This is a genomic window from Erythrobacter sp. JB3-1 (assembly GCF_057364995.1).
The window spans coordinates 2,617,972-2,642,673 of sequence record NZ_CP200289.1; the positions used below are offsets into that span (position 1 = coordinate 2,617,972).

Consider the following 24,702-nt stretch of genomic DNA (forward strand, 5'->3'; position numbering starts at 1 on the left):
ACTCGATTCATGAATTTTGGAAGCGTCAGGAACACGCTTCTTTAGGTCTTCGTTAGTCTTCCGCATTGTAATCCAATCGGAAACTCTCATGATCGTAACGACCAAGGCCAACGCTACGATCACTCCACCAGTTATTATTAGTGCATCGCTCATTCCGCCGCCTCCCGCACATCATCACCGTGGAGCAGTTCCGCTGAACATCGCTGCATAACATCGCTGGCTCGCGCGATGGGGTTGGTGAGGTAGAAATCGGCAATCGGATAGCTCTCGATCAGGCCGTCTGCTTTCGCTTTGCTGTCCGCCTTTGGAAGAGCGCCATAATCTGCAAGGCCTTCTTCACCCAGCGCCGGCACTTCCGCGATCATCTTGGCTTGCAGCTCTGCAAAGCTGTCAAACCCGACATTCACTTTCAGAGCGTCAGCCAAAGCGCGCAGGATCGTCCAATCCTCACGGGCATCACCCGGTGCAAACACAGCCTTTTCGGAGAACTGTACGCGGCCTTCTGTGTTCACATAGGTTCCGGCTTTTTCCGCATAGCTTGCAGCGGGCAGGATGATGTCCGCCATATGCGCGCCTTTGTCGCCGTGATGGCCGATATAGACCTTGAGGCTGTCCGCGAACGGCTCGTGGTTCATCTCATCTGCGCCGAGTGACAGCACCACTTTGGGCGCCGCCTCCGCGAGATCCGCCACGCCGCCCGGCACAGTGAAATCGAGCATCAAAGAGCCCATGCGCGCCGCCGACATGTGCAGCACGTTAAAGCCGTTCCAATCGTCGCGAACCAGTTTGAACTTGTCGACCAGTTTCAGCGCCGGAGCCAAGGCCCCCTTCGCCAAAGCCGCGCCGCCCAGGATCACCGCCGGGCGCTCTGCCGCCTTCATCGCATCGCCCAAAGCCTTGGGGATGCGGTTCAGCACAGACAGATCGCTGCCCAGGAAGGTCGCCGGATAGGTCGTTTCCCATTCTGGGCCGATCACATAGACCTTGGCCCCGCCCTTCACCGCCTTGCGCAGCCGAGCGTTGAGCAAAGCTGCTTCCCAACGGACATGGCTACCCACGATCAGGATGCAATCCGCGGTCTCGATCCCTGCCAGGGTCGAGTTAAAATTGACCGCTGCGATGTTTGACACATCATAGGTCATGCCGGTTTGGCGCGCTTCGGTAAGGTCCGATCCGCTAGCCTTGAGCAGCGCCTTGGCCGCAAACATGGTTTCGCAATCGACCATATCGCCCGCGACGGCCGCGATGCTGTTTGGTGCGCCTTTGAGCTGCTTTGCGATGGCCTTAAACGCTTCGTCCCAGCTCGCCTCGGTCAGCTTGCCGCGCCCCTTCCCTGATTTCTGGCGCATAAAGACCTTATCGAGACGGCGCTTGATCAGGCCATCGACCTGATAGCGGCCCTTGTCCGACAGCCATTCCTCATTGACGTCATCATTGACGCGCGGCAGCGCCCGCATGACTTCGCGGCCCTTCGAATGCAGCGAGATGTTGGCGCCAATCGCGTCCGACACATCAATGCTGAGCGTGCGTTTCAATTCCCACGGACGGGCCTCAAACGCATAGGGGCGCGACGTCAGAGCGCCGACGGGGCACAGGTCGATCACATTCGCGGATAGCTCGTGGCTGGCGGCCTGCTCCAGATAGGTTGTGATCTGCATGTCTTCGCCGCGGTAAAGCGCGCCGATTTCGTCCACGCCTGCGATCTCTTCGGAGAAGCGCACACAGCGGGTGCAATGAATGCAGCGGGTCATGATCGTCTTGATCAGAGGGCCCATATATTTCTCGGTAACGGCGCGCTTGTTCTCTCGCTCGTAACGCGAGCCGCCGCGTCCGTATGCCACCGCTTGGTCTTGCAAGTCGCACTCGCCGCCTTGGTCGCAAATAGGGCAATCAAGCGGGTGGTTGATGAGCAGAAACTCCATCACCCCTTCGCGCGCCTTTTTGACCATTGGCGTGTCGGTGCGGATTTCCTGCCCTTCGCTGGTTGGGAGCGCGCAAGACGCCTGAGGCTTTGGCGGCCCCGGCTTCACTTCGACCAGACACATGCGGCAATTGCCCGCAATGCTCAGGCGCTCATGATAGCAGAAACGCGGAATTTCCTTACCGGCTAGCTCCGCCGCCTGAAGGACAGTCGCGCCTTCGGGGACTTCGATTTCTTCGCCGTCTACGGTTACCTTAGGCATCGGCAATCTCGGTGTAATGTGTGTTCACAACAAATCTGATCTCATGAAGCATGCGAGCGGCTCGCGCGAATACAAAGAGGAGGCCTGGATATGCCAGGCTAGCCAGCAATCTCTCAAAGGAACGAAAATTGAAGCCAAACGCGGGGCCAGAGATGACACGGTAGGTCGTGTAGGCAACAACTATAAGCGCTACCACAAAAACAAATGTAGCAAGGTTTGAGCGACCGGCATCCCACAAGTTATAATCGGCGGTAAGATTATAATGTACGTCTTCCAACTGGCTGACCGCAACGCCGATTGGCACGAAAACCAGCAATGGCGTCAAGCCAAGCACAAGAACTGGAGATCCGAAAAAGAGAGCTCCTAATGCTGATAGCTTTAATGCGGGAAGGCACGCCAGTGCTCCTAACGCATAGCATGCCAAAGTAAGTTTCGACTTTGAGATTCGATTTAGCCACGCGCTCATTCCGCCGCCTCCGCGAATTGTGCGTTGTGATCGTGGATGCGTTTTTCCAGCTCTGGGCGGAAGTGACGGATCAGGCCTTGGATCGGCCAGGCCGCCGCATCGCCAAGCGCGCAGATCGTGTGGCCTTCCACCTGCTTGGTAACCTCTTGCAGCATATCGATTTCTTCGATGGCGGCATCGCCAGTGCGTAGCCGCTCCATCATGCGCCACATCCAGCCAGTGCCCTCGCGGCACGGCGTGCATTGGCCGCAGCTCTCGTGTTTGTAGAAATAGCTGAGACGCGAGATCGCGCGGACAATATCGGTGCTCTTGTCCATCACGATAACCGCTGCCGTGCCCAGGCCAGAGCCAAGCTCTTTCAGCCCGTCAAAATCCATTGGCGCGCTACGAATTTGCTCCGCTGGCACCAGAGGCACGGATGAACCGCCCGGAATCACCGCGAGCAGATTGTCCCAACCACCCGTGATGCCGCCGCAATGCTTCTCGATCAGCTCTTGAAACGGGATGCTCATTTCTTCTTCGACGACGCATGGCCGCTCCACATGACCACTGATCTGGAACAGCTTGGTGCCGTGGTTGTTCTCGCGCCCGAAGGAATTGAACCACGATGCCCCGCGCCGCAGGATCGTCGGCACAACCGCGATACTCTCGACATTGTTGACCGTCGTGGGGCAGCCATAAAGGCCCGCGCCCGCTGGGAAAGGAGGCTTCAGCCGGGGCTGACCTTTCTTACCCTCAAGGCTTTCGATCATCGCGGTTTCTTCGCCGCAGATATATGCGCCCGCGCCGCGGTGCATGAACACGTCAAAGTCATAGCCTGAACCGCTGGCGTTCTTGCCGATAAGCCCGGCGTCATAAGCTTCGTCGATCGCCTTTTGCAGCGTCTCAGCCTCGCGGATGTACTCACCGCGAATGTAGATATAGGCCGCGCGGGCCCGCATCGCGAAACCAGCGACCAATGCGCCTTCGATCAGCTTGTGCGGATCGTGGCGGATAATCTCGCGGTCTTTGCAACTGCCCGGCTCAGATTCGTCGGCATTGATGACGAGGAAGCTTGGACGGCCGTCTTTGCTTTCCTTCGGCATGAACGACCATTTGAGCCCGGTTGGGAAGCCCGCCCCGCCCCGTCCGCGCAGGCCCGATTCCTTCATCTCGTCGATGATCGCATCGTTGCCGCGCTGGATCAGCGCCTTGGTGTTGTCCCAATCGCCGCGCTTTTGCGCCGCCTTCAGGCCCCAATCCTGGAAGCCATAGACATTGGTGAAGATGCGATCCTTATCGGCCAGCATCGGTCAAATCCTTTTCTCGTGCCTTTTTGAGGGTCCGCAGGGCCAGCACCTGAAACGCGAGGCCCGCCGCCATAAATACGATACCCATAGTGCGCTCACCCGTCGCGCTCATATACGCTCCGAGGCCGAAACCTCCGAGACCCATGACGGTATAAGCGAGTGTCGCGCCGTTCATTGCGCGATTTCCCCAGCGCGTCCGTGCTGAGTTTGTCGGCGCACTGATTTTTCTTCGGACGAAGCGCCACGGGTGAAGGACAGCCCTTCGACAGGCTCAGGGCAGACGGGGAGTTGGAAACACATCACCAGTCACCCCGATAATCGTGGTTGGCATCGACCATATCGGTAAGGTTGCTCAGTGCATTGGCCGGCTCAGACGTGTGGCGCCCTGGCTCTTGCGTGCCGGGCTTGGGCTGCTCACCCTTGGCCAGCGCATCCAGCACCGTGTCGAGGCGTTCTGGCGTCAGATCCTCGTAATTGTCATCATTGATCTGGACCATTGGCGCAGTGGCGCAATTGCCCATGCATTCGACCTCGGTCAGGGTCCAGAGACCATCCTCGGAGACCTTGCCGAACTCCATCCCGCGTTTCTTGCAGGCAGAGATAATGTCATCCGACCCGCGCAGCATGCACGGCGTCGTGCCGCATACCTGCACGTGATATTTCCCGACCGGCTTCATGTTGTACATGAAATAGAACGTCGCGACCTCGAGCACGCGGATCACCGGTAAGTCGATATATTTCGCGACATATTCAATCACCGGCAGCGGCAACCAGCCCTGCGTCTCGGTCTCTTCGCCAACCTGACGTTGCGCAAGGTCGAGCAGCGGCATTACTGCCGATTTTTGCCGCCCATCAGGGTATTTGGCGATATGGTAATCCGCCTTTTTACGGTTCTCTTTCGTCCATTCGAAAGAGCCCCAGCGTGCGCGGAGTTCCGGCGTATCGGGTGCAGGTGTACGGTCAGCCATTGTTCGTTAGCTCTCCGCGCTCAGCCTTTGCTCTCAGCAAGCCGAGATAGCCGACGATAGGCAGGATAAGCCCCCACACCAGATAATCATTGGAAACCCAGCCGCCACCTAGAAAGTCGACCAAGGAATCGGGTGATGAGACGCCCCACAGCCCGATGATGATGTAGGCCACACCGATAGCAATCGCGATCCCACTCAAAAACGAAACGAACATGTTAAGAAATTTCAACGGTCACACTCCCCAAAATATGACGTCGACCGCGACGAGCAGTGCTCCGCTCGCGCATTCGAAAGAGCCCAGCGTGCGCGGCGTTCCGGCGTATCAGGTGCGGGTGTACGATCAGCCATTATTCTTCTCACTGTGACGATAACGGCGGGTCCACAGGCCAAATCCAAGAAGCGCAAATCCCGTTATGCCTAAAAAGCTACCCGCAAATCGGAGTGCGTCGTCAAATTCCGCACCAGACAACATCATTGCCACTAGGAGCGCGGCGGAGATCAAGCCCAGTATGGCATAATAACGTTGGAACTGAGTATCGGACATTCGGCTCACCGGTCGCACTCCCCGAACACCACATCGATAGCGCCAAGAATGGCGGTCGCGTCGGGCAGCATGTGGCCTTTGCTCATCATATCCATCGCTTGCAGGTGACTGAACGCGGTTGGGCGGATCTTGCAGCGGTACGGCTTGTTGCTGCCATCGCTGACTAGGTAGACGCCAAACTCGCCCTTCGGGCTTTCAGTCGCGACGTAAACCTCGCCCTCAGGCACGTGGAAGCCCTCTGTGTAAAGCTTAAAGTGGTGGATCAGGCTTTCCATCGACTGCTTCATCTCGCCGCGTTTTGGCGGGGAAACCTTGCCGTCCTGGCTCGCAATCGGACCTTCTGGAATTTCCGCGAGGCATTGCTTGATGATCTTGGCGCTTTCATAAACTTCCTTCACGCGCACCATGAACCGGTCATAGCAATCGGAATTGGTGCCGACAGGAATGTCAAACTCCATCCGGTCATAGACATCGTAAGGCTGCGATTTGCGCAGGTCCCATGGAATGCCTGCGGCACGGATCATCGGGCCGGAAAAGCCCCATGCAATCGCGTCATCGCGGCTGACCACGGCGATATCGACATTGCGCTGTTTAAAGATGCGGTTGTCGATCACTAGGCTCATCGCATCGCCGAACAATTCCGGCAGGCGGTTGTCGATCCAATTGCCCATATCGACGAGCAATTTTTCTGGCACATCCTGATGCACGCCGCCGGGGCGGAACCAGGCGGAGTGCATGCGCGCGCCCGATGCGCGTTCGAAGAAATTGAGGCAATCCTCGCGCAGCTCAAACACCCATAGGTTCGGCGTCATCGCGCCAACATCCATCACGTGCGCGCCAATATTGAGCATGTGGTTGCAGATGCGTGTGAGCTCCGCGAACATCACCCGCAGATATTGCGCGCGCTCTGGCACTTCGATGTTCAGCAGCTTCTCAATCGCCAGCACATAAGAGTGCTCTTGGCAAAGCGGAGAGCAATAATCCAGGCGGTCGAAATACGGCAGCGCTTGCAGATACGTCTTATGCTCGATCAGCTTTTCGGTGCCGCGGTGGAGCAGGCCTACATGCGGGTCGACCCGCTCGATCACTTCGCCATCCAGCTCCATAATCATCCGCAACACACCGTGCGCCGCAGGGTGCTGGGGCCCGAAATTGATCGTGTAATTGGTGATCACATCGCCGTCAGTGGTCGGCGATTCTTCGATTTGTATGCCGTGGCTCATGACATAGCTCTCCAAAGGAAACCGTTCGGGCTGAGCCGGTGGCGCTTTGCGCCGTCTTCGACTCCGAAGCCCTGCACTTCACCTCTTTGTGGCTTGCGAGAAGAAAAACAGCCCTTCGACAGGCTCAGGGCGAACGGGTTGGGGAAGCTGCTCATTTGTCACCTCCCTTGCCGTTGGTTTCTTCGTCCGCCTTTTCATCACCGGGCAGCACATATTCCGCGCCTTCCCATGGTGAGAGGAAGTCGAAAGTCCGCATGTCCTGCGCCAGCTTTACCGGCTCATAGACAACGCGTTTCTCGTCTTCGGAATACCGCAGCTCGGTATAGCCGGTCATCGGGAAATCCTTGCGGAACGGATGCCCTTCAAAGCCATAGTCGGTGAGGATGCGGCGCAGGTCTGGATTCCCGGCGAACTTCACGCCGTACATGTCGAACACTTCGCGTTCCAACCAGCCAGCGTTCGGCCAGAGGTCAGTGATCGATGGGACGGCGGTCGCCTCATCGGTCGACAGCTTGACCATGATGCGGTGGTTCTTGGTCAGCGAGAGCAGCATGTAGACGACTTCAAACCGCTCTGCGCGGTCAGGATAGTCGACCCCGGCGATTTCCATCATCTGCTGATAGGCATGGTCATCGCGTAAGGTGCGCAGCACATCGACAATGCTGTCACGCGCTACGGTGAGGATGATCTCGCCATGCTTTTCTTCGCCAGAAATGACGGATTTGCCCAGCGCCTTGGTCAGCGCATCCAGCACACCTTCATTGGAGGCAATTTTGGGAGCGGAATGGAGGACTGTCATCGCACAATCGTCCCGGTGCGGCGGATCTTACGCTGCAATTGCATCACGCCGTAGAGGAGCGCTTCTGCCGTTGGCGGGCAGCCAGGCACGTAGATATCAACCGGAACAATCCGGTCGCATCCGCGCACGACGCTGTATGAATAGTGGTAATAGCCGCCGCCATTGGCGCAGCTGCCCATCGAAATCACATATTTTGGGTCGGACATCTGGTCATAGACCTTGCGCAGGGCCGGAGCCATCTTGTTGCACAGGGTGCCAGCGACGATCATCACATCCGATTGGCGCGGTGACGCGCGCGGGGCGATGCCGAACCGCTCCATATCATAGCGCGGCATGTTCACGTGGATCATCTCAACCGCGCAGCATGCGAGGCCGAACGTCATCCACCACAGCGAGCCAGTGCGCGCCCATTGGAACAGGTCTTCGGTCGAAGTGACCAGAAAACCCTTGTCGTTCACTTCTGTCTGGAGCGCATTGAAGTAATCCGCATCAGGCTGACGCACTTCGCCGCCTTGCGCGGTGGGCAGGCCACTCATCGGCTTGCCAGCGGCGTCAAGGATCGGGCTACCCGGGGTGATGTTTGCTGAAGTGCTCATTCCCAGTCCAGAGCCCCCTTCTTCCATTCGTAAGTGAGGCCAATCGCCAGAATGCCGAGGAACGTCATCATGCCGATCCATCCGACCCAACCTGTCTCGCCCAGGCTAACTGCCCATGGGAACAGGAATGCGGCCTCTAGATCGAAGATGATGAAGCTGATCGCGACGAGGTAAAAGCGCACGTCAAACTGGCTGCGCGCGTCCTCAAACGCAGGAAAGCCGCACTCATATTCAGACAGCTTTTCAGCGTCTGGATTGTGCGCCCCGGTAAGGCGCGAGACGCCCATTGGCAGAAATACGAAAAGGCACGACAAGCCAAAGGCTATGGCGATGAAAATCAGTATCGGCAGATACTGGCTAAGGTCGACCACGATAAAGTCCAGACAGTGATTAATATCCCAGGGGGTCGCTTAGGCCTCTCGTGCACGCCGCGCAAGCCCGCGAATCAGGCATTTCCTGCATCATTTGATGAGACTAGGTAAACCGCCCGATCCGGCGGCTTTGCGTGGATTGAAGTGTGCTTGGGTTCCGCGACGCAAAAACGTAGCATTCAGCAGCGCGTGGTTTTCCCCATCACTTCATCATTGTTGCGGCGGCTTTCTGGCTGGCTTTGCCATAAGGCGGCTTAAACCCGCCCAGTTTGGCAATGTCGATCTTGGGCTGGTGATAGACCGCGCGGGCGTGACTGAATTCCTTGAAGCCTTCGATTGCGTGATAGCTGCCCATGCCCGATGGTCCGACGCCGCCAAACGGCAGGTCTTCCATTGAAACGTGGAAGATCACGTCGTTGGTGGTGACCCCGCCAGAGATTGTGCGGGTCAGCACGCGCTCTTGCTCTTCGGTGTCTTGGCCGAAGTAGTAGAGGCCCAGCGGACGGTCATTTTCGTTCACATAATCAACGGCATCATCGACAGTCTTGTAGGTTTTTACCGGCAGGACAGGTCCGAAAATCTCCTCCTGCATCGCTTCCATTTCATCGGTCACATTTTTGAGGATGGTGAGCGGCATTTTGCGCTGGTTTGCCGAGCTGAAATCCTCATTTCCGGGATTGACCTCGATCACCTCCGCGCCCTTATCGCGGGCATCGGCGACCATGTCTTGAAGGCGCTCAAAATGGCGATCGCTGACGATGGAGGCGTAGTCGTCATTCTCGAGCAGGGTCGGATACATATTGGCCACCCCGTCGGAGACACCTTGGATTGCTTCTTCCTGCTTGTCCTGAGGGACATACATATAGTCCGGTGCGAGGCAGATTTGGCCTGCGTTCATCATTTTGCCCAGCGCAATGCGCTCACCCGCTTTGGCAAAGTCGGCGCTCTTGCCCATGATAACAGGCGATTTTCCGCCCAGCTCTAGCGTTACTGGCACCAGGTTCTTTGATGCAGCCTCCATCACGCGGCGCCCGGTTGGCGTGGAGCCAGTGAAGACCAAATGATCAAATGGCAGTTCGGAGAACGCAGCGGCCACTTCTGGCCCGCCGGTGATCACAGCGACCTCGTCTGGCGTAAAGTACTCATCGACCAATTCCGCCATCAGCTGACTGGTGCGCTCAGTAAATTCGCTCGGCTTGATCATCGCGCGATTGCCCGCTGCCAAAACCTGCATCAACGGCGAGAACGCGAGGTTCACCGGGAAGTTCCACGGGCTGAGAATGCCGATCACGCCTTTTGGCTCATAACGAATCTCGGCCTTTGCACCCAGCAGCCCCAAGGGAAATTGTACGGGCCGCTTTTCAGATTTGGCCCATTTGTCCATGTTCTTCAGTGCATGTTTGCCTGCACCAACTGTGCCCGCAATATCGGTGATCATTGATTGATCGACGGAACGATTGCCGAAATCCGCGCTCATCGCCTTGCACAGGTTCTCGCTGTGATCCTTCAGCAGCGCCATCGCCCGCTTTACCCGGTCTTTGCGCATGTTCATGCTTTCGGGACGGGACGCGGTAAAGGCCTCTCGCTGGCGCCGCAAAATGGCGTCCAAGTCTGCTTTGCGATCATCGGCCATGGGGTTCTCTCCAGAAATTTGAGTTTTGATTTGCCATGCTTGTCGCCAAAAAACGCGCAGGTGACAAGCACAATGCGAGTGCGCGTCGCACCATGAAACTGCACATTGCCAATGCCGCAGCGCAGCATTACATCGCGCATGACATCACTCAGTGATACGAAACTTAAGATTTTAGCCAAGGAACCCCAAATGGCCCAGTTTTCCGCCAATGATCCGATCGTCATTCTCTCATACGCGCGCACGCCAATGGGCGGAATGCAAGGCGCGCTGGCCGATGTTTCGGCGACGGACCTTGGCGCAACAGCAGTGAAGGCTGCGGTAGAGCGTTCGGGTGTAAACGGCGAAGACTTCGACCGCGCTTATATGGGCTGCGTGCTGCCTGCTGGTTTGGGTCAGGCCCCTGCCCGCCAGGCCGCGATCAAGGCTGGTCTGCCGAAAACTGTCCAAGCGACCACGGTCAACAAGGTCTGCGGCTCTGGCATGCAGACGGTGATAATGGGCAGCGAGGCTTTGGCTTCGGGCACGATCGATATGGTGGTCGCCGGCGGCATGGAGAGCATGACCAATGCGCCTTACCTGCTGAAGAAGCACCGCTCTGGCGCGCGGCTCGGCCATGACACGACCTATGACCACATGTTTCTCGACGGGCTCGAAGATGCCTATGAGGAAGGCCGCGCGATGGGCACTTTCGCTCAGGACACAGCGAACGACTATCAAATGACGCGCGAGGAAATGGACGAATATTCCATCGAAAGCCTGCGCCGCGCCAATGCTGCGATTGAAAGCGGCGCGTTTGCGGATGAAGTCGTGCCGGTGACGTTCAAGACGCGCAAGGGCGATGTCACCGTCGACACTGACGAAGCACCGGGCAAAGGCCGGCCGGACAAGATCCCGCAATTGCGTGCAGCCTTCGCCAAGGACGGCACGATCACGGCGGCAACCTCCAGCTCCATCTCTGATGGCGCGGCAGCGGTCGTTCTGACGCGCGAAAGCGTCGCGGCGGAAAAGGGCGCGATACCGGTCGCCAAGATTGTCGCCATGGCCGCCCATGCGCGCGAGCCGAAGGATTTCACTGTTGCCCCGATTGGAGCGATTGAAAAAGTGCTTGAGGGTGCCGGTTGGTCGGTTGACGATGTTGAGCTGTGGGAAGTGAACGAGGCGTTCGCCTGCGTGGCCATGTTCGCAATGCGCGACCTCGGCATTGATCACGCGAACATCAATGTCAACGGCGGCGGCACGGCCCTGGGGCACCCCATCGGCGCCAGCGGCACCCGGATCATTGTGACCTTGCTCAATGCGCTCAAAAAACAGGGCAAGACCAAGGGCATCGCCAGCCTGTGCATCGGCGGCGGTGAAGCAACCGCCGTTGCGGTTGAGATCGTTTGATGCAGTTTCGCAAAGTCGCCGCTTGTCTCGCTCTGCCAGCGCTAATCACGCTCAGTGCTTGTGGTGAGACGGCGACCGGCGGCGCGGATGATACGGAAGTCAGCGGTGAAGCAGCCGAGGCCCCTGCCCGCGCTGAAACCACCGATGCGCCAGGCTTTGTGATGGTCCCTGGCCTGTATGCCATTGGCAGCAATGGCACGATCTACGCCAAGACGAAGCTGGACCCGGACGGAACCTACATTGACTACAATCCGCAGAATGTCCGCGTGGGCAGCGGCACGTGGGACGTTGATGGCGCGACGTTTTGCTTCAATCCGCGCGGCGAAGATGGCGAAGCGCGAGAGCAACGTTGCTGGGATAATGACGCGGCCAATGCTGATGGCAGCTTCACCACAACACTGTCAGACGGCAGCGAAAGCTATGAGATCACGCCGCTGGAATAGCGCGTGTCCGTCAGGGAGCGCCGGTGCCCCATAGGCGGTCTTCCGGTGCCCAACCCTTGCGCCCGGCAATATCGAGCTCACACCAACCCGCTTCGCATTCTCCCAGCCTGCCGACATTGCCCGGCATGGCCCGCCATCTGAGCGCAGAAGCGGCGCTGGAGGAGGCACGCAGGTCAATCGGCCCCTCGCCGATGATCATGGCCGTGCGCGCGGCGCTGAGCAGACTGCGCGTGACCCAGCCTTGCTGGCCATCGGGGTCTTCAATCAAGCGCCAGCCTTCGCGCAAGCGGATGACTTTGATCGGCAGGCCTTTGCGTTTGTAGACCCATTCAATCGGGTAATCGACGCTCGGCCCGACCCGCATATTGACCTGCTCAGAATCAATCGAAGCCCAATAGGGCGTCTCGCGGTCCTGCGCATTCAGCGGCGCGCCAAGGGGCACCAAAGCGAGCAGGCCCAGCGCGGTTAAGACAGAGACAACAAATCGTTTCATAACAGCTCCATCCATAGCTTCATTGGGCACGCGGCTTCAAGCGCGCTTGACCTGTGCGCCCACAAGCCATTAGCCCTAGCCCATGCCAAATGAACCTGCGCAGACCCAGCGCCGCAATGCGCGCGAAATGAAAGTGGTGGTGACCCGCCAGCCGATGCCTTCTGTGGAGGCGCGGATGAGCGAGCTGTTCGATTGCCAGCTCAACACCACTGACGAGCCAATGAGCCGCGAGGCTTTGATCGAGGTGATGAAAACCTGCGATGTGCTGGTCCCAACCGTTACCGACCGGATTGATGCGGAAATGATCGCCGAGGCTGGCGAGCAGCCGGGCCTGATCGCGAGTTTCGGTGCGGGGATTGAGCATATTGATCTGGCGGCCGCAGCGGCGCGCAAGATTTTCGTCACCAACACGCCGGGTGTCTTCACCGATGACACCGCCGATATTGCGATGGCGGGGATTATCGGTGTGCCGCGGCGCATTCGTGAAGGCACGGCCTTGGTCCGGCGCGGCGAATGGACCGGATGGGCGCCATCCGGACTGCTGGGCCGTAAACTCGGCGAAAAGACGCTGGGAATTGTCGGCATGGGCCGGATTGGTCAGGCGGTCGCGCACCGCGCACGCGCTTTCGGGCTGGAAATCGTCTATAACAATCGCAAGCGTTTGCCAGAGGCGATTGAGAAGATGTTTGGAGCGCGCTTCGTCGAACAGCTCGATGATTTGCTGGCTGAGGCCGACATCGTCACGCTCCACAGCCCGCTGACCGATGAGACACGCAATATGCTGGATGCCCGGCGCTTTGCGTTGATGAAGCCGGGTGCAAGCGTGATCAACACCGCACGCGGGGAATTGATCGATCAAGAAGCGTTGATCGAGGCGCTTTACAGCGGCCATCTCGCCGGTGCGGGCCTGGACGTTTATCCCGATGAGCCGAACGTCGATAAACGCCTGCTCCAGCACCCGAATGTTATGACCCTGCCCCATATCGGCAGCGCGACGGCGGAAGGGCGCGAGGCATCTGGCGAGAAGGTAATCGCCAATATCCGCTTCTGGGCCGATGGGCACCGCCCGCCTGATCAAGTGCTGGAGGCACTGATCGCCCAATAATTGCGCAATGATCGCTGGGTAACTGTAATTAATGCCATTGATATTGTGCGCGGATTGAAACAAAGCGCGTGCAAAGGGATCAATTTGAGCAATGACCGTAACAAAATGCGGCATTGGGGGGACATTAGGATGCTGCGCAAGGCGCTTTCACTCATCGTTGCTGCGGGTCTGGCCGCACCGCTTTCGGCGCAAGAGGCTGTGCAAGCCGCGGTGCCAGCTGCTGTGGTACCGGACACGGGCGATACCGCATGGATTTTGGCCTCTTCCGCCTTCGTGCTGCTGATGACCCTGCCGGGTCTGGCGCTGTTTTACGGCGGCCTAGTGCGCTCTAAAAACCTGCTCTCGGTCGTCCTGCAATGCGGCGCGATTGCCGCGCTTGCCTCCGTTCTGTGGGTGATTGCTGGATACACTGTCGCCTTTGGTCAGGTGACGACTGGCTGGATGGGTGCGGGCAACGCCTTGATGTTCGATAATTTGGGCACGGTGCGCGATGGCACTTTGGTGCCGGAAAGCACATTTGCACTTTTCCAGATGACTTTCGCGGTGATCACCCCAGCGCTGATGGTAGGCGCATGGGTTGAACGCGCGCGCTTTGCATGGGTGCTGGCATTTTGCGGGTTTTGGGGCCTCGTCGTCTACGCGCCGGTTGCGCATTGGCTCTGGGGCGGCGGTTGGCTCGCAACCCAGTTTGGCACGCTCGACTTTGCGGGCGGCCTGGTGGTCCACACCACCGCCGGTGTCTCAGCTCTGCTGGTCGCAATGCTGCTGGGCAAGCGAGACGGCTTTCCAAAGAAGATGATTATGCCGCATGCGCCCGCGCTGACCATGGTAGGCGCAGCGCTGCTGTGGGTGGGCTGGTTCGGGTTTAATGGCGGCTCTGCTCTAGGCGCGAATGACAACGCGTCCTCCGCGATCATCAACACTCATATTGCCGCCAGTGCAGCCGCGCTAACCTGGCTGCTGGTTGAACGGCTCGCGCTGGGTAAGCCGACCACGATTGGCTGGGCGACGGGCGCGATTGCGGGCCTCGCCACGATAACGCCAGCGGCAGTGTTTGTCTCACCCGGCGCAGCGATCCTGTTCGGTATAGCGGGTTCGCTGGTGTGTTACGGCGCGATCCAGCTGATTAAGCTGAAATGGCACATTGACGATTCGCTCGATGTGTTTGCGGTTCACGGCGTGGGCGGATTGCTGGGCACTATGCTGCTCGCGGTGTTCCTCGCCCCAGAGCTTGGCGGAACAGGCTATTTCCCCGGCATGGACATGGGCAGCCAGTTGCTCGCACAATTCGTTGGTGTTGGCGCGGTTGCCTTGTGGAGCGCGATTGGCACGGCGATCCTTGCGCTGATGGTTTCCGCATTCTTCCCAATGCGCGTCAAACAGGATGAAGAGATCGAAGGCCTGGATGTGACCAGCCACGGCGAGCGCGCCTGGGACATCGACTAAGGATTTGGCGAGGTTTTAGAGCGCGTCCAAAGCGCGGCTGATCTTCACCCATTCCGATTTGATGTGATCGTGCATGATGACGCGCGGCCGGGCCTGCGTCTCGGGTGTTTTGCGGCTTGCGAGTACGCGTTCCAAGATGAATTCCTCAGGCCACCCAGCCCATTCGCCCGCAGGGTTTAGCAGGTTGAACGAGAACGCTGGCTCCACCTCGCAGCGGTAGATCGTCTCCAGCTCTTCCTTGGAATAGCCCGCCTCAGTGATCATCTCAGCGATGCGGAAATAGTGATGCTCGTCGAGTTCGGTGTCTAGGAACGTGTCCGACAGCACCGTCCAAACGGGCAGCCTGCGGGCGATTTCTTCGTCCGTCAGAACAGGCAGCCGGGCCAAGGCGAGCGCAGAAGGCGCGCCGTCACGCATTTCTTCGCGCAGGATACCCACCAGCTCGCGGATCGCGCGGCGCGATGCGGCGAGCTCGAGATGCTTATAGGGCAGTTCAATCCGCAGGTCCGACTGCTCTGGCGTTCCAGCGGTGCATTCAGGATGGATCACCCCGTCCCTGCTCGACCAAATCGCCAGAGTACGCACAGGCGGTTTAACCGACAAATCCTCGTCAAACGGCGGGTTATCGACGCTGTGATCGTTCATCGCCTCATACAGACGCCAGGCATTGTTTGCCCGGCTATCGCCTGAGAACGGCGATCCCAATGTCACGGCCAGATCAATGTGATGCGGCAGGCGGTGTGCCAGCAGCCGTGCGTATAAACCGCCAAGGCTCCAGCCAATCACGACGATCTTTTGCGCGGCCTGATCTGACAATCTTGCAGCGTGCTCTTCCACGGCGGTGATGCGCGCAGGCGTAACCTTGGTATTGAGACCATTTTCCCAGCCATGCGCGTCAAACCCGGCCTGCCGCAAGTTTGCGATCAGCAGCGCGGTCGCGGCATTGTTTGATAGCATTCCGGGAATGACCAGAGCAGTTTTGCCGTTCGCAAATGGCTCAACCGGATCGGCGGAACGCAGAGGGGCAACAATCACCTTGGGCAGAGCCAAGAGCTCGCTGGCGAGGCTCAAAAAGCCGGGGCGTGGAGGTTTGGTCTCGGTCACTGCGCAGCACTCAAAGAGAGGGCGTAGAAGCGGTTGTCGCCATTGTCCTGATATCCGGCAAACGGCTCGGTCTCAGTGAAACCAAAGCTGCGATAAAGGCCATTTGCAGCATCGAAAGCAGGACTGATTCCGGTCTCGAGCTTTACGGTATGAAAGCCATCGGCGCGCGCAATCTCCAGCATGCGAGCGAGCAATCCCTTGCCCGCCCCTCGCCCAGCTCCCTCGGGCGCGGCGCGCATCGACTTGATTTCGGCAAAATCTGAGTGGGAACGCAGCGCGCCTACCGCCAGCAAGACACCCTCTTCCCACGCGCCAAACAGTCGAATGTCAGGCGCGTTGAGACGCTCGATATCAAAAGCATAGGCCGTGCCCGGCGGCGAGACGACCTGCATATCCGCATGGTGGTATTCCAGCAGTTTCAGGACGCTCTCATCCGCAAGGCTGGCTTCACCAAAATGCATGATCATCAATCACCGATCACAAATTTTCGAGCTGCGGCATGCCCAGAACGTGGAAGCCGCCATCGACGTGGATGATCTCGCCAGTCGTAAAAGCGCCCGCATCGCTGCACAAATAGACCGCCGTGCCGCCCACCGCCTCCAGCGTCGCATTGCTGCGCATCGGGGCATTGGTGTCCGTGTGACGATAGGTTCTGCGCGCGCCGCCAATCGCCGACATAGCCAGCGTCTTCATCGGGCCAGGGCTAATCGTGTTGACGCGAATGCCCTCTGGGCCAAGGTCATCGGCCAGATAGCGAACCGTCGATTCCAGCGCCGCCTTGGCCACGCCCATCACGTTGTAATTAGGCGTCACGCGGGTTGAGCCCATATAGCTGAGCGTCAGGATCGTCCCGCCACTTTCCACCATCATCGGATGCGCGCGGCGCGTGACCTCGATCAGGCTGTAGGCGGAGATATCCATGCAGTTTTTGAAGTTATCGCGCGAGGTATCGAGGAACCGCCCGGTCAGCTCCGACTTATCGGAAAACGCGATCGCGTGGACCACGAAATCGAGCGTGTCCCAGCGTTGCTGCAAAGCGGCAAAGGCAGCATCCAATGAGGCGTCATCGGTTACATCGACATCGAGCATGACGTCCGAGCCGACACTCTGCGCAAGCGGCTCTAACCTTTTGCCAAATCCCTCACCTTGATAGGTGAAGGCAAGCTCAGCGCCCGCATCGGCGCAGGCCTTGGCAATTCCCCAGGCGATTGAGCGATCATTCGCGACGCCCATCACAAGTCCGCGTTTTCCCGTAAGGACGCCCATGCCTATCTTACCTCACCTATTGGCAGACTATCCTGCGCTAAATTCTCACCCGTGAAATTTCGACATCAACATCGAACCATTGGTGCCGCCAAATCCGAAGCTATTGGTCATAACCGTATCAAGTCCGGCATTTTCGACCAACTGTGTCGCAATCTCTTCCGGTTTCAATGCCGGGTCGAGCGTTTCCACGTTAATCGACGGAATGATGAAATCATGCTCCAAGGCGAGCAGGCAATAGATCGCCTCTTGCGCGCCGGTGGCTCCTTGGCTGTGGCCCGTCATCGATTTGGTTGAGCTAACCGGCGGGGTGGTGCCTTCGCCAAACACGCGGCGCACCGCTTCGATTTCGCCGACATCGCCGACCGGCGTGGAGGTGCCGTGCGCGTTGATATAGCTGACTTTGCGGTCTTCGCTGAGCGTCTTGATGGCCCCGAGCATCGCTCGCTCGCCGCCCTCACCCGAAGGCGCAACCATGTCCGCACCATCCGAAGTGGCGCAGAAGCCGGTGACTTCGGCATAGATTTTCGCGCCGCGTGCTTGCGCATGTTCGAGGCTTTCCAGCACGACCATTGCGCCGCCGCCGCCGATCACAAATCCATCGCGGTCCGCATCAAAGGCGCGAGAGGCGCGCTCCGGCGTGTCGTTATACTTGCTCGACATCGCGCCCATGGCGTCAAACAGGCAGGACAATGTCCAATCCAGCTCTTCACCGCCGCCGCCAAACATGACGTCTTGCTGGCCCAATGCGATCTGCTGAGCCGCCAGGCCGATGCAGTGCAGCGAGGTGGAACAGGCCGAGGTGATCGAGAAATTCATGCCTTTGATTTGATAGGCTGTCGCGAGGTTAGCACTGACCGTAGAGGACATGGTCTTGGGCACAGCAAACGGCCCGATCCGCTTGGTGGAGCCGTTTTTAAGAACCGTTTGATGCGCCGTCAGCATCGCAGAGGTTGACGGGCCGCCCGATCCAGCAATCACGCCGGTCATCGGGTTGATGACGTCTTTCTCTTCCAGACCCGCATCGGCAATCGCCTGACCCATGGCAATATGCGCATAGGCAGCGCCCGGCCCCATGAAGCGCAAGGTGCGCTTGTCGACGTGCTCTTTCACATCGAGGTCCACCGAACCTGCGATCTGAGAGCGAAAGCCGTGTTCGGCCATGTCTTCGTTGAAACTGATGCCAGATTTGCCCGCCTTCAGCGATGCCAGCACTTCTGCTTGATTGGTGCCAATCGAGGAAACGATCCCCAGTCCGGTAATGACGACGCGACGCATGATTTTCCCCTATCGTCTCTGGGCCTTAGGCCTCTGAGAGCGCAACTTTCATATCTTTAACTTGATAGATGACCTCACCATCGGCCTCTACCCGGCCATCGGCCACACCCATCGTCAAACGCCGAGATTGCATCGCTTTGGTGAAATCCACGAAGTAGGTGAGCTTCTTGCGATCTGGCCGCACCATTCCGGTGAGCTTCACTTCGCCCACGCCCAGCGCATAGCCGCGCCCTTGCCAGCCGCGCCAGCCGAGGTTGAAGCCAGTGAGCTGCCACAGGCCGTCGAGACCAAGACAGCCAGGCATGATCGGATTTCCAGGAAAATGGCAGTCGAAGAACCATAGGTCCGGTTTGATATCAAATTCGGCCACCACATGACCCTTGCCATGTTCCCCGCCGTCGCCGGAGATATCGGTGATCCGGTCCATCATCAGCATTGGAGGTTCTGGCAATTGCGCATTACCTGGGCCGAACAATTCGCCCCGCGCGCATTTGAGCAGATCCTCACGGTCAAAGCTGGTTGGAAAATCTGTCATCCCGGGCGGTACTCCTAACCTATTGGCATTGTGATCGCGGCAGCGCGTAGCACCCCGCATGGTTGAATTAAAGAGCGCAAGGCCGCCCGGTTAACGCCTACATGAAGTTCGCGGGATCGATCTTCGCCGCTCGCGCGGCGGATGGCCCAAATCCCCTAAACAATGAACGCTCCCCAGCGAGGTTGCCCACGCACTTTTCGCTATCGAGTGTACGGTCGCGCGCGGTGCAACACAATGTCACATTTTGCCTGCTACCGCCGACTATCCCCGGAAGTCCGCACAGTTTGAGCGCTTCGGCGCCTATTTCTTGTTCAGGCTACAGGCCTGTATCTCGCTAGGCTCGGGCCGAGTGTCTGCCCGCTCAAAGCGCGCGAAATACCCTTTGATATCCGGCTTCTCAAGAAATTCCATCAGGCGGTATCCTGCCGCGTCAAATTCGCAGAACAGCAATTTGGGCGGCATGCCGTGGCGATCTGTGGGCCGGTCGGTATCAACTACGATCACTTGCCCGCCTTCCGCCACTGCAGGCCACAGCCGCCAGAGGAAGGCATAGGGCTCGCTGACCTCGTGATACATGTGGACCAGAAAGATGCGGTCAAAACTGCTGTTGGGCAATTGTGGATCGTCCACCTCGCCCAGCTTGATCGAGATGTTTTCCAGCCGCTCTTTCTCGACCCGCCGGCCCAGCCGTTCGAGGGCATCGCGGTCAATATCCTGAGCCAGCACGCGGCCAGCCTCTCCTACGCGCTCTGCGAGGCGAACGGTGTAATACCCCTCGCCCGCGCCGATATCGGCGACTGTCATGCCCTCGCCAATATTGGCAAGGTCCATGACCTTTTGCGCCTCGCCGCGATCATCACGTGCGTCCTCGTTAGAAAACTGGTTTGAGGTGATCGTCGAAACGGGCCTGTCGGGCAGCGGAAACTCAAGCGCGCTTTCCGGCCGATCGCCTTGCTCTGCCTGCGGTGTGCACCCGGCCAAGACCAAGACAAGAGGCAGAGAGCCCAAGATTTGTGTTATACGGATGTTCATCGTTCCGCGCGCTTACATATCCTAATGCAGAATGGCAAAAGCTGTGTCGCCGTGATCGGTGCTTTGGGCAAGTCTTGATAGGGGTTTTGATGTTTCAGCGGATAATTGTGTCTTTTGCGATGGTGCTCGGACTTTCCGGTTGTTGGCTGTCGCAAGAGCCTCTGTTCACCCCAGCCGACTACGCCGAGGTCGATCTCAACGGGCGTGTTTACAACACAATGGATCGTGACCGACCAGTGGGACTGGGCCAAGAGGTCGTCAGCGTCGAACCTGATCGGCGGGTCAAACTGGTGCGAACAGCAGGCGAAAAATTCAACGCGGACGGCGAGGAGATTCGCGTCCGAGGAGAGACTCAGCATGTCGCATTCATTGAGATACCGAACACGCCGGATGGTTGGCATCTGCTGCTGAGTTTCGAGAAAGATGGGACTCTGGAGCGCCCCTATCTGATTGCGAATATTGACGAAGACCGCACGGTGAAAGTCTATTCCCCGCAATGCGCAGGGACGAAACCGAATGAGAACGTCGAACGGATCATGGACCGCCGGATAGAGATATGTGACTTCAAAACCCGCGAAGCGCTGATGAGTGCAGCTCAGGATGTCGTTGCGTTTCTAACGACGCCTCAACCGGTCCAGATCATTCCTGTCGCAGATTACCGCTTTTTGCCCGATTACTGATCTGGGCAGTGTTGTCCGAATTTACTCGACGTCTTCCACTTCGACTGTCTCACCCGTCACGCGCTGAGCGAGAGCGGCTGAGATGTACGGATCAAGCGCGCCATCCAGGACATCGTCGGGCGAGCTTGAGGTAACGCCAGTGCGTAGGTCTTTGACCATCTGATAGGGTTGCAGCACGTAAGATCGGATTTGGTGACCCCAACCGATGTCGCTTTTCTCTTGGTATTCGCCAGAAGCGACCGCTTCACGTTCGGCCATTTCGCGTTCAAATAGGCGCGCTTTCAGCATGTTCATTGCGGTTGCGCGGTTCTTATGCTGGCTGCGGTCGTTTTGGCTGGCGACGACAATGCCGGTTGGTTGGTGCGTGATCCGCACCGCGCTGTCGGTGGTGTTGACGTGCTGTCCGCCCGCACCTGATGCGCGGTAGGTGTCAATCTTGAGGTCGCCTTCGTTGATCTCAACCTCGAAATCATCGTCGATCACTGGATACACCCAGACCGAGCTGAACGAGGTGTGGCGGCGCGCATTGCTATCATAGGGGCTGATCCGCACGAGGCGGTGAACGCCGCTTTCGGTCTTGGCATAGCCATAGGCGTTCTCGCCTTTGACCAGCAGGGTGGCCGATTTGATACCAGCAGCCTCGCCCGCCTGATATTCGACCGTTTCAATCTTATAGCCGCGCCGTTCGGCCCAGCGGCCGTACATGCGAAACAGCATTTCGGCCCAATCCTGACTTTCGGTGCCGCCAGCGCCCGCGTGAATTTCAATATAGGTGTCGTTGGCGTCTGCCTCGCCTGAGAGCAGCGCCTGCACCTTGTCGGCGTCGGCACGATCGGCGAGCTTCTCCAGGCTCTTCAGGCCATCATTGATGATATCCTCTTCGCCCTCGGCCTCGCCCATCTCGATGAACTCGATCGCATCGGCCATTTCAGAGGAGATATCGCGCACCGTCGCAACAGCGTTTTCCAGCGTCTTTTGCTCGCGGCTGACCGCCTGCGCTTCCTTGGGATTGTCCCACAGGCTGGGGTCCTGAACCCGCGCGTTCAGCTCGTCCAGACGCCGCAAAGCGCGCTCCCAATCGAGCGACAGGCGCACCAGATCAAGCGCAGCTTCGATCCGGTCGATATTGGCTTGCGCCTCTGCGCGCATGGCAAATCCTTTGCGGTGGTTTGAATGGCCCCGATTAACGGGCGGGCCGTGATTGTAAAGTTTGAGCGGGAATGGCGGCGGCGGATTGAGCAAACGCGCCGCTAATACAGACCGCCTTGTTCCTCGACGAAGTCCTCGACCTCGCCATCGCTGGATTCGGTGGCCTGAGCCGCGCTGCCCCGAGCGGATTTGATCAGCTCCAGGATCTCGTCACGCTTGGCCGCGATTTCATCGGCGCGGGTTGAACGCTCTGGCTCAGTGTCCGGCTTGAACGCTTCCCAGATGATGGCGGAGCGCTTGTCATTCGTGGGCCAGCCATCAAGCACTCGCTTGCCCGAGCGGCGGTCCACCCGGACCATCCGGACGCCCGCTGGCGCAATTGCCGGAAGGTCAGACCATTTGTCGCGCGATTCGCGGATCAGTGTCTTGATGATCGGGGCTGCGATGGTGCCACCCTGAGCGTAGCCGCCCATATTGCGCGGCGTATCGAAGCCCACATAAGCGCCCGCAATCAACTCTTGCGTGCCGCCGATAAACCAAACATCCTTTGGCCCGGTGGTTGTGCCAGTCTTGCCGAACAGCGGCAGGCCAAGATCGTTGAGAACGGTGGCGGTGCCGCGATCAACCACGCCCTTCAGCATATGCATGGTCTGGAATGCGGTGCGCGCGTCCATTGCTTGCTCACCTTTCAGGCCAAAACGAGGCATCGGCTTGCCATCCCAGTTCGGCATGTTGCAGCCATCGCATTTGCGATTGTCCGCGCGGTAAATCACCTTGCCATCGCGGTCCTGAACATAGTCGATCACCGTTGGATCGTTGAGGCGTCCATGATTGGCGAGCGCGGCGTAAGCTGCCGTCATCTTCATCACGGTGGATTCGCCCGCGCCCAATGCAAAGGCCGGATAGGGATCGTAGCTACCAATGCCCAGATCTTCGATTTGCTGAACGACATTGTCCATGCCCGCAGTCATGCCGATCTGAACGGTCATAATGTTTTGCGATTGCTCAAGGCCGTAGCGCAGCGGAAATTCGCCCGCGCGACCGCCGCGAATGCACTTCTCACCCAGACGGCGGCCCTGATAATAGCAATAGCGTGAGTTATCGATTTCGGTCGATGGGGTCATGCCGTGGTCAAGGCCGGTGGCATAGACGAACGGCTTGATGGTCGAGCCTGGCTGACGTTCTGCTTGGGTCGCTCGGTTAAAGTCAGACAGGCGATAATCAAACCCGCCTTGCATCGCCAGCACCCGGCCATACTGCGCATTTTGTACGACGAGCCCGCCTTGAGCATGCGGGATCGCCTGCACACGGTAGCCATTGCCGCTGGGCCGCACGGCGATCACGTCGCCTGCTTTGAGCGCGTTGGGCAGACCGCTCAGCGGTTTCTCTTCGCCATCGGAGAATCCGATCGTGGCGCTGGAGCCGCTGCGGTTGGTAACCACGCCCACGCGCCAATTTTCGTAATTGACGCTGATGTTAGAACTCGCGAGCTGACTGTCCCACGGCCCGTCATCGAAATTGATGGTGGCAATCGGTCCGCTCCAACCGCGGCTGCCGTGATAGCGTACGAGGCCTTGGCGCAGAGCTTTGCGCGCGGCGTCCTGCATCTCTGGATCGAGCGAGGTGCGCACCCATAGGCCGCCAGCATAGACGCTGTTCTCGCCGTCCTCGGCGCTTTCGCCAAAGTCCGCGATCAGCTTGCGCCGGACTTCTTCTAGGAAATAGCCTGCATCGACCGAACGCTGGCTGCGCTGGCGCACGAGGCCTAGTGGTTTGGCTTTGGCAGCGGCTTCTTCCTCAGCGGTGATGAAGCCGTTTTCTTCCATTTGTGAGAGGACGAAATCGCGGCGTTCCAATGCTCGATCTTCATTGGCCGCGCGGCCGTAGCGTTCCGGTGCCTTTGGCAGGATCGCGAGGAAGGCCATTTGGTGCAATTCAAGATCGGCAACATCGCGGTCAAAATAGGCGCGGCTTGCCGCTTGCACGCCAAAGCTGCGGCGACCCAGAGGAATTTCGTTGAGGTACAGTTCAAGAATTTCCTGTTTGGTCATCACCCCTTCGATGCGGCTCGCGAGGATCATTTCTTTCAGCTTACGTGTGACCGAATACTCATCGCCTAGCAGCAGGTTTTTCGCCACTTGCTGAGTGATGGTGGAGCCGCCCACGGCCCGGTCACCCGAGCCAAGCTTGCTGACATAGTCGAACACAGCATTGGCCGTGCCGGTGATATCGACGCCGGCGTGCGAGAAGAAGGTTTTGTCTTCCGCCGACAGATAGGCCTCAACCAGCTTTTCTGGGAAGTCTGGATATTGCAGCTGGACCCGGCGTTCGCGGGCGTAGGAATGCACAATCTCGCCATCGATCCCGCGCACCACGGTGGGCAGCGGGGTCTCATAATCGAGAAGCCCTTCCGCATCGGGCAGATCGCGCGCCAGGAAAACCCAGCCAGCTACCCATGCAAGCAGCAGTACAATCAGGCCAAACGCGCCGAGCTTAAACAGCAGGCTCGACTTCCATTTCGCCTTAAACCAACCGCCCGCCGCGCTCAGGTCTCTGCCTAGGCGGTAGCGGAAATATTCAAGCGATGTCTGTTGGGTGGACTCAGTCATAATTGATCGCGTCTTAGCATGAGTGATTTTGCGGGCGCTAGCGCCTTGTGTGTGATTATCCGATGAACCTGAGGCTTGTCGTCAGATTGCATCAGTCGGCATAGTGA

General features: G+C 58.5%; 24 protein-coding genes and 1 pseudogene. 5 read left to right on the forward strand and 20 right to left on the reverse strand.

All coding sequences use genetic code 11. The annotated features are described in order from the left end of the window. Nucleotides 1-149: 149 nt before the first annotated feature. From nuoG to AC0V6M_RS12510, 11 genes and pseudogenes are all read right to left on the reverse strand, one after another. Nucleotides 150-2,183: an NADH-quinone oxidoreductase subunit NuoG gene (gene nuoG, locus AC0V6M_RS12460; RefSeq protein WP_486139126.1), complete on the reverse strand. Its 2,034-nt coding sequence runs from the start codon at nt 2,181-2,183 to the stop codon at nt 150-152. Next, nucleotides 2,176-2,649, reverse strand: a complete 474-nt coding sequence (locus AC0V6M_RS12465) for a hypothetical protein (protein WP_486139127.1) — start codon at nt 2,647-2,649, stop codon at nt 2,176-2,178. Before AC0V6M_RS12465 ends, nuoG begins: the two co-directional genes overlap by 8 nt. Beyond that, nucleotides 2,646-3,938, reverse strand: a complete 1,293-nt coding sequence (gene nuoF / locus AC0V6M_RS12470; protein WP_486139128.1) for an NADH-quinone oxidoreductase subunit NuoF — start codon at nt 3,936-3,938, stop codon at nt 2,646-2,648. The genes AC0V6M_RS12465 and nuoF overlap by 4 nt, the downstream gene beginning before the upstream one ends. Next, nucleotides 3,925-4,113, reverse strand: a complete 189-nt coding sequence (locus tag AC0V6M_RS12475) for a hypothetical protein (protein WP_486139129.1) — start codon at nt 4,111-4,113, stop codon at nt 3,925-3,927. Before AC0V6M_RS12475 ends, nuoF begins: the two co-directional genes overlap by 14 nt. 124 nt (nt 4,114-4,237) lie before the next feature. Continuing rightward, on the reverse strand, nt 4,238-4,906 hold the full coding sequence (locus AC0V6M_RS12480) for a complex I 24 kDa subunit family protein (RefSeq protein WP_486139130.1): 669 nt from the start codon (nt 4,904-4,906) through the stop codon (nt 4,238-4,240). Beyond that, on the reverse strand, nt 4,899-5,135 hold the full coding sequence (locus tag AC0V6M_RS12485; RefSeq protein ID WP_486139131.1) for a hypothetical protein: 237 nt from the start codon (nt 5,133-5,135) through the stop codon (nt 4,899-4,901). Before AC0V6M_RS12485 ends, AC0V6M_RS12480 begins: the two co-directional genes overlap by 8 nt. A 320-nt stretch (nt 5,136-5,455) precedes the next feature. Then, entirely contained in the window at nt 5,456-6,673 is a 1,218-nt protein-coding gene (locus AC0V6M_RS12490; protein ID WP_486139132.1) for an NADH-quinone oxidoreductase subunit D, read from the reverse strand. 184 nt (nt 6,674-6,857) lie between these two features. Beyond that, nucleotides 6,858-7,472: pseudogene (locus AC0V6M_RS12495) on the reverse strand (NADH-quinone oxidoreductase subunit C); the annotation flags it as partial. After that, entirely contained in the window at nt 7,469-8,068 is a 600-nt protein-coding gene (locus tag AC0V6M_RS12500; protein WP_486139133.1) for a NuoB/complex I 20 kDa subunit family protein, read from the reverse strand. The gene AC0V6M_RS12500 and the pseudogene AC0V6M_RS12495, both read right to left, overlap by 4 nt. Continuing rightward, nucleotides 8,065-8,439 carry an NADH-quinone oxidoreductase subunit A gene (locus tag AC0V6M_RS12505; protein WP_472640909.1) on the reverse strand — a complete coding sequence of 125 codons (375 nt, stop codon included), beginning with the start codon at nt 8,437-8,439 and terminating at the stop codon, nt 8,065-8,067. Before AC0V6M_RS12505 ends, AC0V6M_RS12500 begins: the two co-directional genes overlap by 4 nt. A gap of 202 nt (nt 8,440-8,641) precedes the next feature. Continuing rightward, nucleotides 8,642-10,072 (reverse strand): coniferyl aldehyde dehydrogenase, encoded by a 1,431-nt coding sequence (locus tag AC0V6M_RS12510; RefSeq protein ID WP_486139134.1) that lies wholly within the window; start codon nt 10,070-10,072, stop codon nt 8,642-8,644. Between the two features lie 189 nt (nt 10,073-10,261). Between AC0V6M_RS12510 and AC0V6M_RS12515 the strand changes: the two genes are divergently transcribed. After that, nucleotides 10,262-11,458, forward strand: coding sequence for a thiolase family protein (locus AC0V6M_RS12515; RefSeq protein WP_486139135.1), 1,197 nt, complete (start codon nt 10,262-10,264; stop codon nt 11,456-11,458). Further along, nucleotides 11,458-11,901: a hypothetical protein gene (locus AC0V6M_RS12520; RefSeq protein WP_486139136.1), complete on the forward strand. Its 444-nt coding sequence runs from the start codon at nt 11,458-11,460 to the stop codon at nt 11,899-11,901. The genes AC0V6M_RS12515 and AC0V6M_RS12520 overlap by 1 nt, the downstream gene beginning before the upstream one ends. Before the next feature lie 10 nt (nt 11,902-11,911). Here the strand turns inward: AC0V6M_RS12520 and AC0V6M_RS12525 are convergent, their stop codons facing one another. Further along, nucleotides 11,912-12,394 carry an SH3 domain-containing protein gene (locus AC0V6M_RS12525; RefSeq protein ID WP_486139137.1) on the reverse strand — a complete coding sequence of 161 codons (483 nt, stop codon included), beginning with the start codon at nt 12,392-12,394 and terminating at the stop codon, nt 11,912-11,914. An 82-nt stretch (nt 12,395-12,476) separates the two neighbouring features. Between AC0V6M_RS12525 and AC0V6M_RS12530 the strand changes: the two genes are divergently transcribed. Further along, nucleotides 12,477-13,499, forward strand: a complete 1,023-nt coding sequence (locus tag AC0V6M_RS12530) for a 2-hydroxyacid dehydrogenase (protein WP_486139138.1) — start codon at nt 12,477-12,479, stop codon at nt 13,497-13,499. A gap of 129 nt (nt 13,500-13,628) precedes the next feature. After that, the gene (locus AC0V6M_RS12535) at nt 13,629-14,945 is read left to right on the forward strand and encodes an ammonium transporter (protein ID WP_486139639.1); all 1,317 of its coding nucleotides are present in this window, start codon (nt 13,629-13,631) and stop codon (nt 14,943-14,945) included. Nucleotides 14,946-14,960: 15 nt separating this feature from the next. Here the strand turns inward: AC0V6M_RS12535 and AC0V6M_RS12540 are convergent, their stop codons facing one another. The 6 genes from AC0V6M_RS12540 to AC0V6M_RS12565 form a co-directional block, all read right to left on the reverse strand. After that, complete coding sequence (locus AC0V6M_RS12540; RefSeq protein ID WP_486139139.1) at nt 14,961-16,049, reverse strand: esterase/lipase family protein; 1,089 nt, start codon at nt 16,047-16,049, stop codon at nt 14,961-14,963. Beyond that, nucleotides 16,046-16,516: a GNAT family N-acetyltransferase gene (locus AC0V6M_RS12545; protein ID WP_486139140.1), complete on the reverse strand. Its 471-nt coding sequence runs from the start codon at nt 16,514-16,516 to the stop codon at nt 16,046-16,048. Before AC0V6M_RS12545 ends, AC0V6M_RS12540 begins: the two co-directional genes overlap by 4 nt. A gap of 10 nt (nt 16,517-16,526) precedes the next feature. Further along, nucleotides 16,527-17,315 (reverse strand): enoyl-ACP reductase FabI, encoded by a 789-nt coding sequence (locus AC0V6M_RS12550; protein ID WP_486139141.1) that lies wholly within the window; start codon nt 17,313-17,315, stop codon nt 16,527-16,529. A gap of 45 nt (nt 17,316-17,360) precedes the next feature. After that, on the reverse strand, nt 17,361-18,590 hold the full coding sequence (locus AC0V6M_RS12555; protein WP_486139142.1) for a beta-ketoacyl synthase N-terminal-like domain-containing protein: 1,230 nt from the start codon (nt 18,588-18,590) through the stop codon (nt 17,361-17,363). Between the two features lie 25 nt (nt 18,591-18,615). Next, nucleotides 18,616-19,125, reverse strand: a complete 510-nt coding sequence (gene fabA / locus AC0V6M_RS12560) for a bifunctional 3-hydroxydecanoyl-ACP dehydratase/trans-2-decenoyl-ACP isomerase (RefSeq protein ID WP_472645223.1) — start codon at nt 19,123-19,125, stop codon at nt 18,616-18,618. A gap of 300 nt (nt 19,126-19,425) precedes the next feature. Continuing rightward, a complete protein-coding gene (locus AC0V6M_RS12565) occupies nt 19,426-20,157 on the reverse strand; it encodes a class I SAM-dependent methyltransferase (protein ID WP_486139143.1) in 732 nt (243 codons plus the stop codon). An 89-nt stretch (nt 20,158-20,246) separates the two neighbouring features. On the opposite strand from AC0V6M_RS12565, the gene AC0V6M_RS12570 reads away from it, so the two are divergent. Then, nucleotides 20,247-20,837: a hypothetical protein gene (locus AC0V6M_RS12570; protein ID WP_486139144.1), complete on the forward strand. Its 591-nt coding sequence runs from the start codon at nt 20,247-20,249 to the stop codon at nt 20,835-20,837. A gap of 21 nt (nt 20,838-20,858) precedes the next feature. Here the strand turns inward: AC0V6M_RS12570 and prfB are convergent, their stop codons facing one another. Together prfB and AC0V6M_RS12580 are read right to left on the reverse strand one after the other, a co-directional pair. Beyond that, the gene (prfB, locus tag AC0V6M_RS12575) at nt 20,859-21,986 is read right to left on the reverse strand and encodes a peptide chain release factor 2 (protein WP_486139145.1); all 1,128 of its coding nucleotides are present in this window, start codon (nt 21,984-21,986) and stop codon (nt 20,859-20,861) included. Between the two features lie 101 nt (nt 21,987-22,087). Next, entirely contained in the window at nt 22,088-24,595 is a 2,508-nt protein-coding gene (locus AC0V6M_RS12580) for a penicillin-binding protein 1A (protein WP_486139146.1), read from the reverse strand. Nucleotides 24,596-24,702 lie beyond the last annotated feature (107 nt).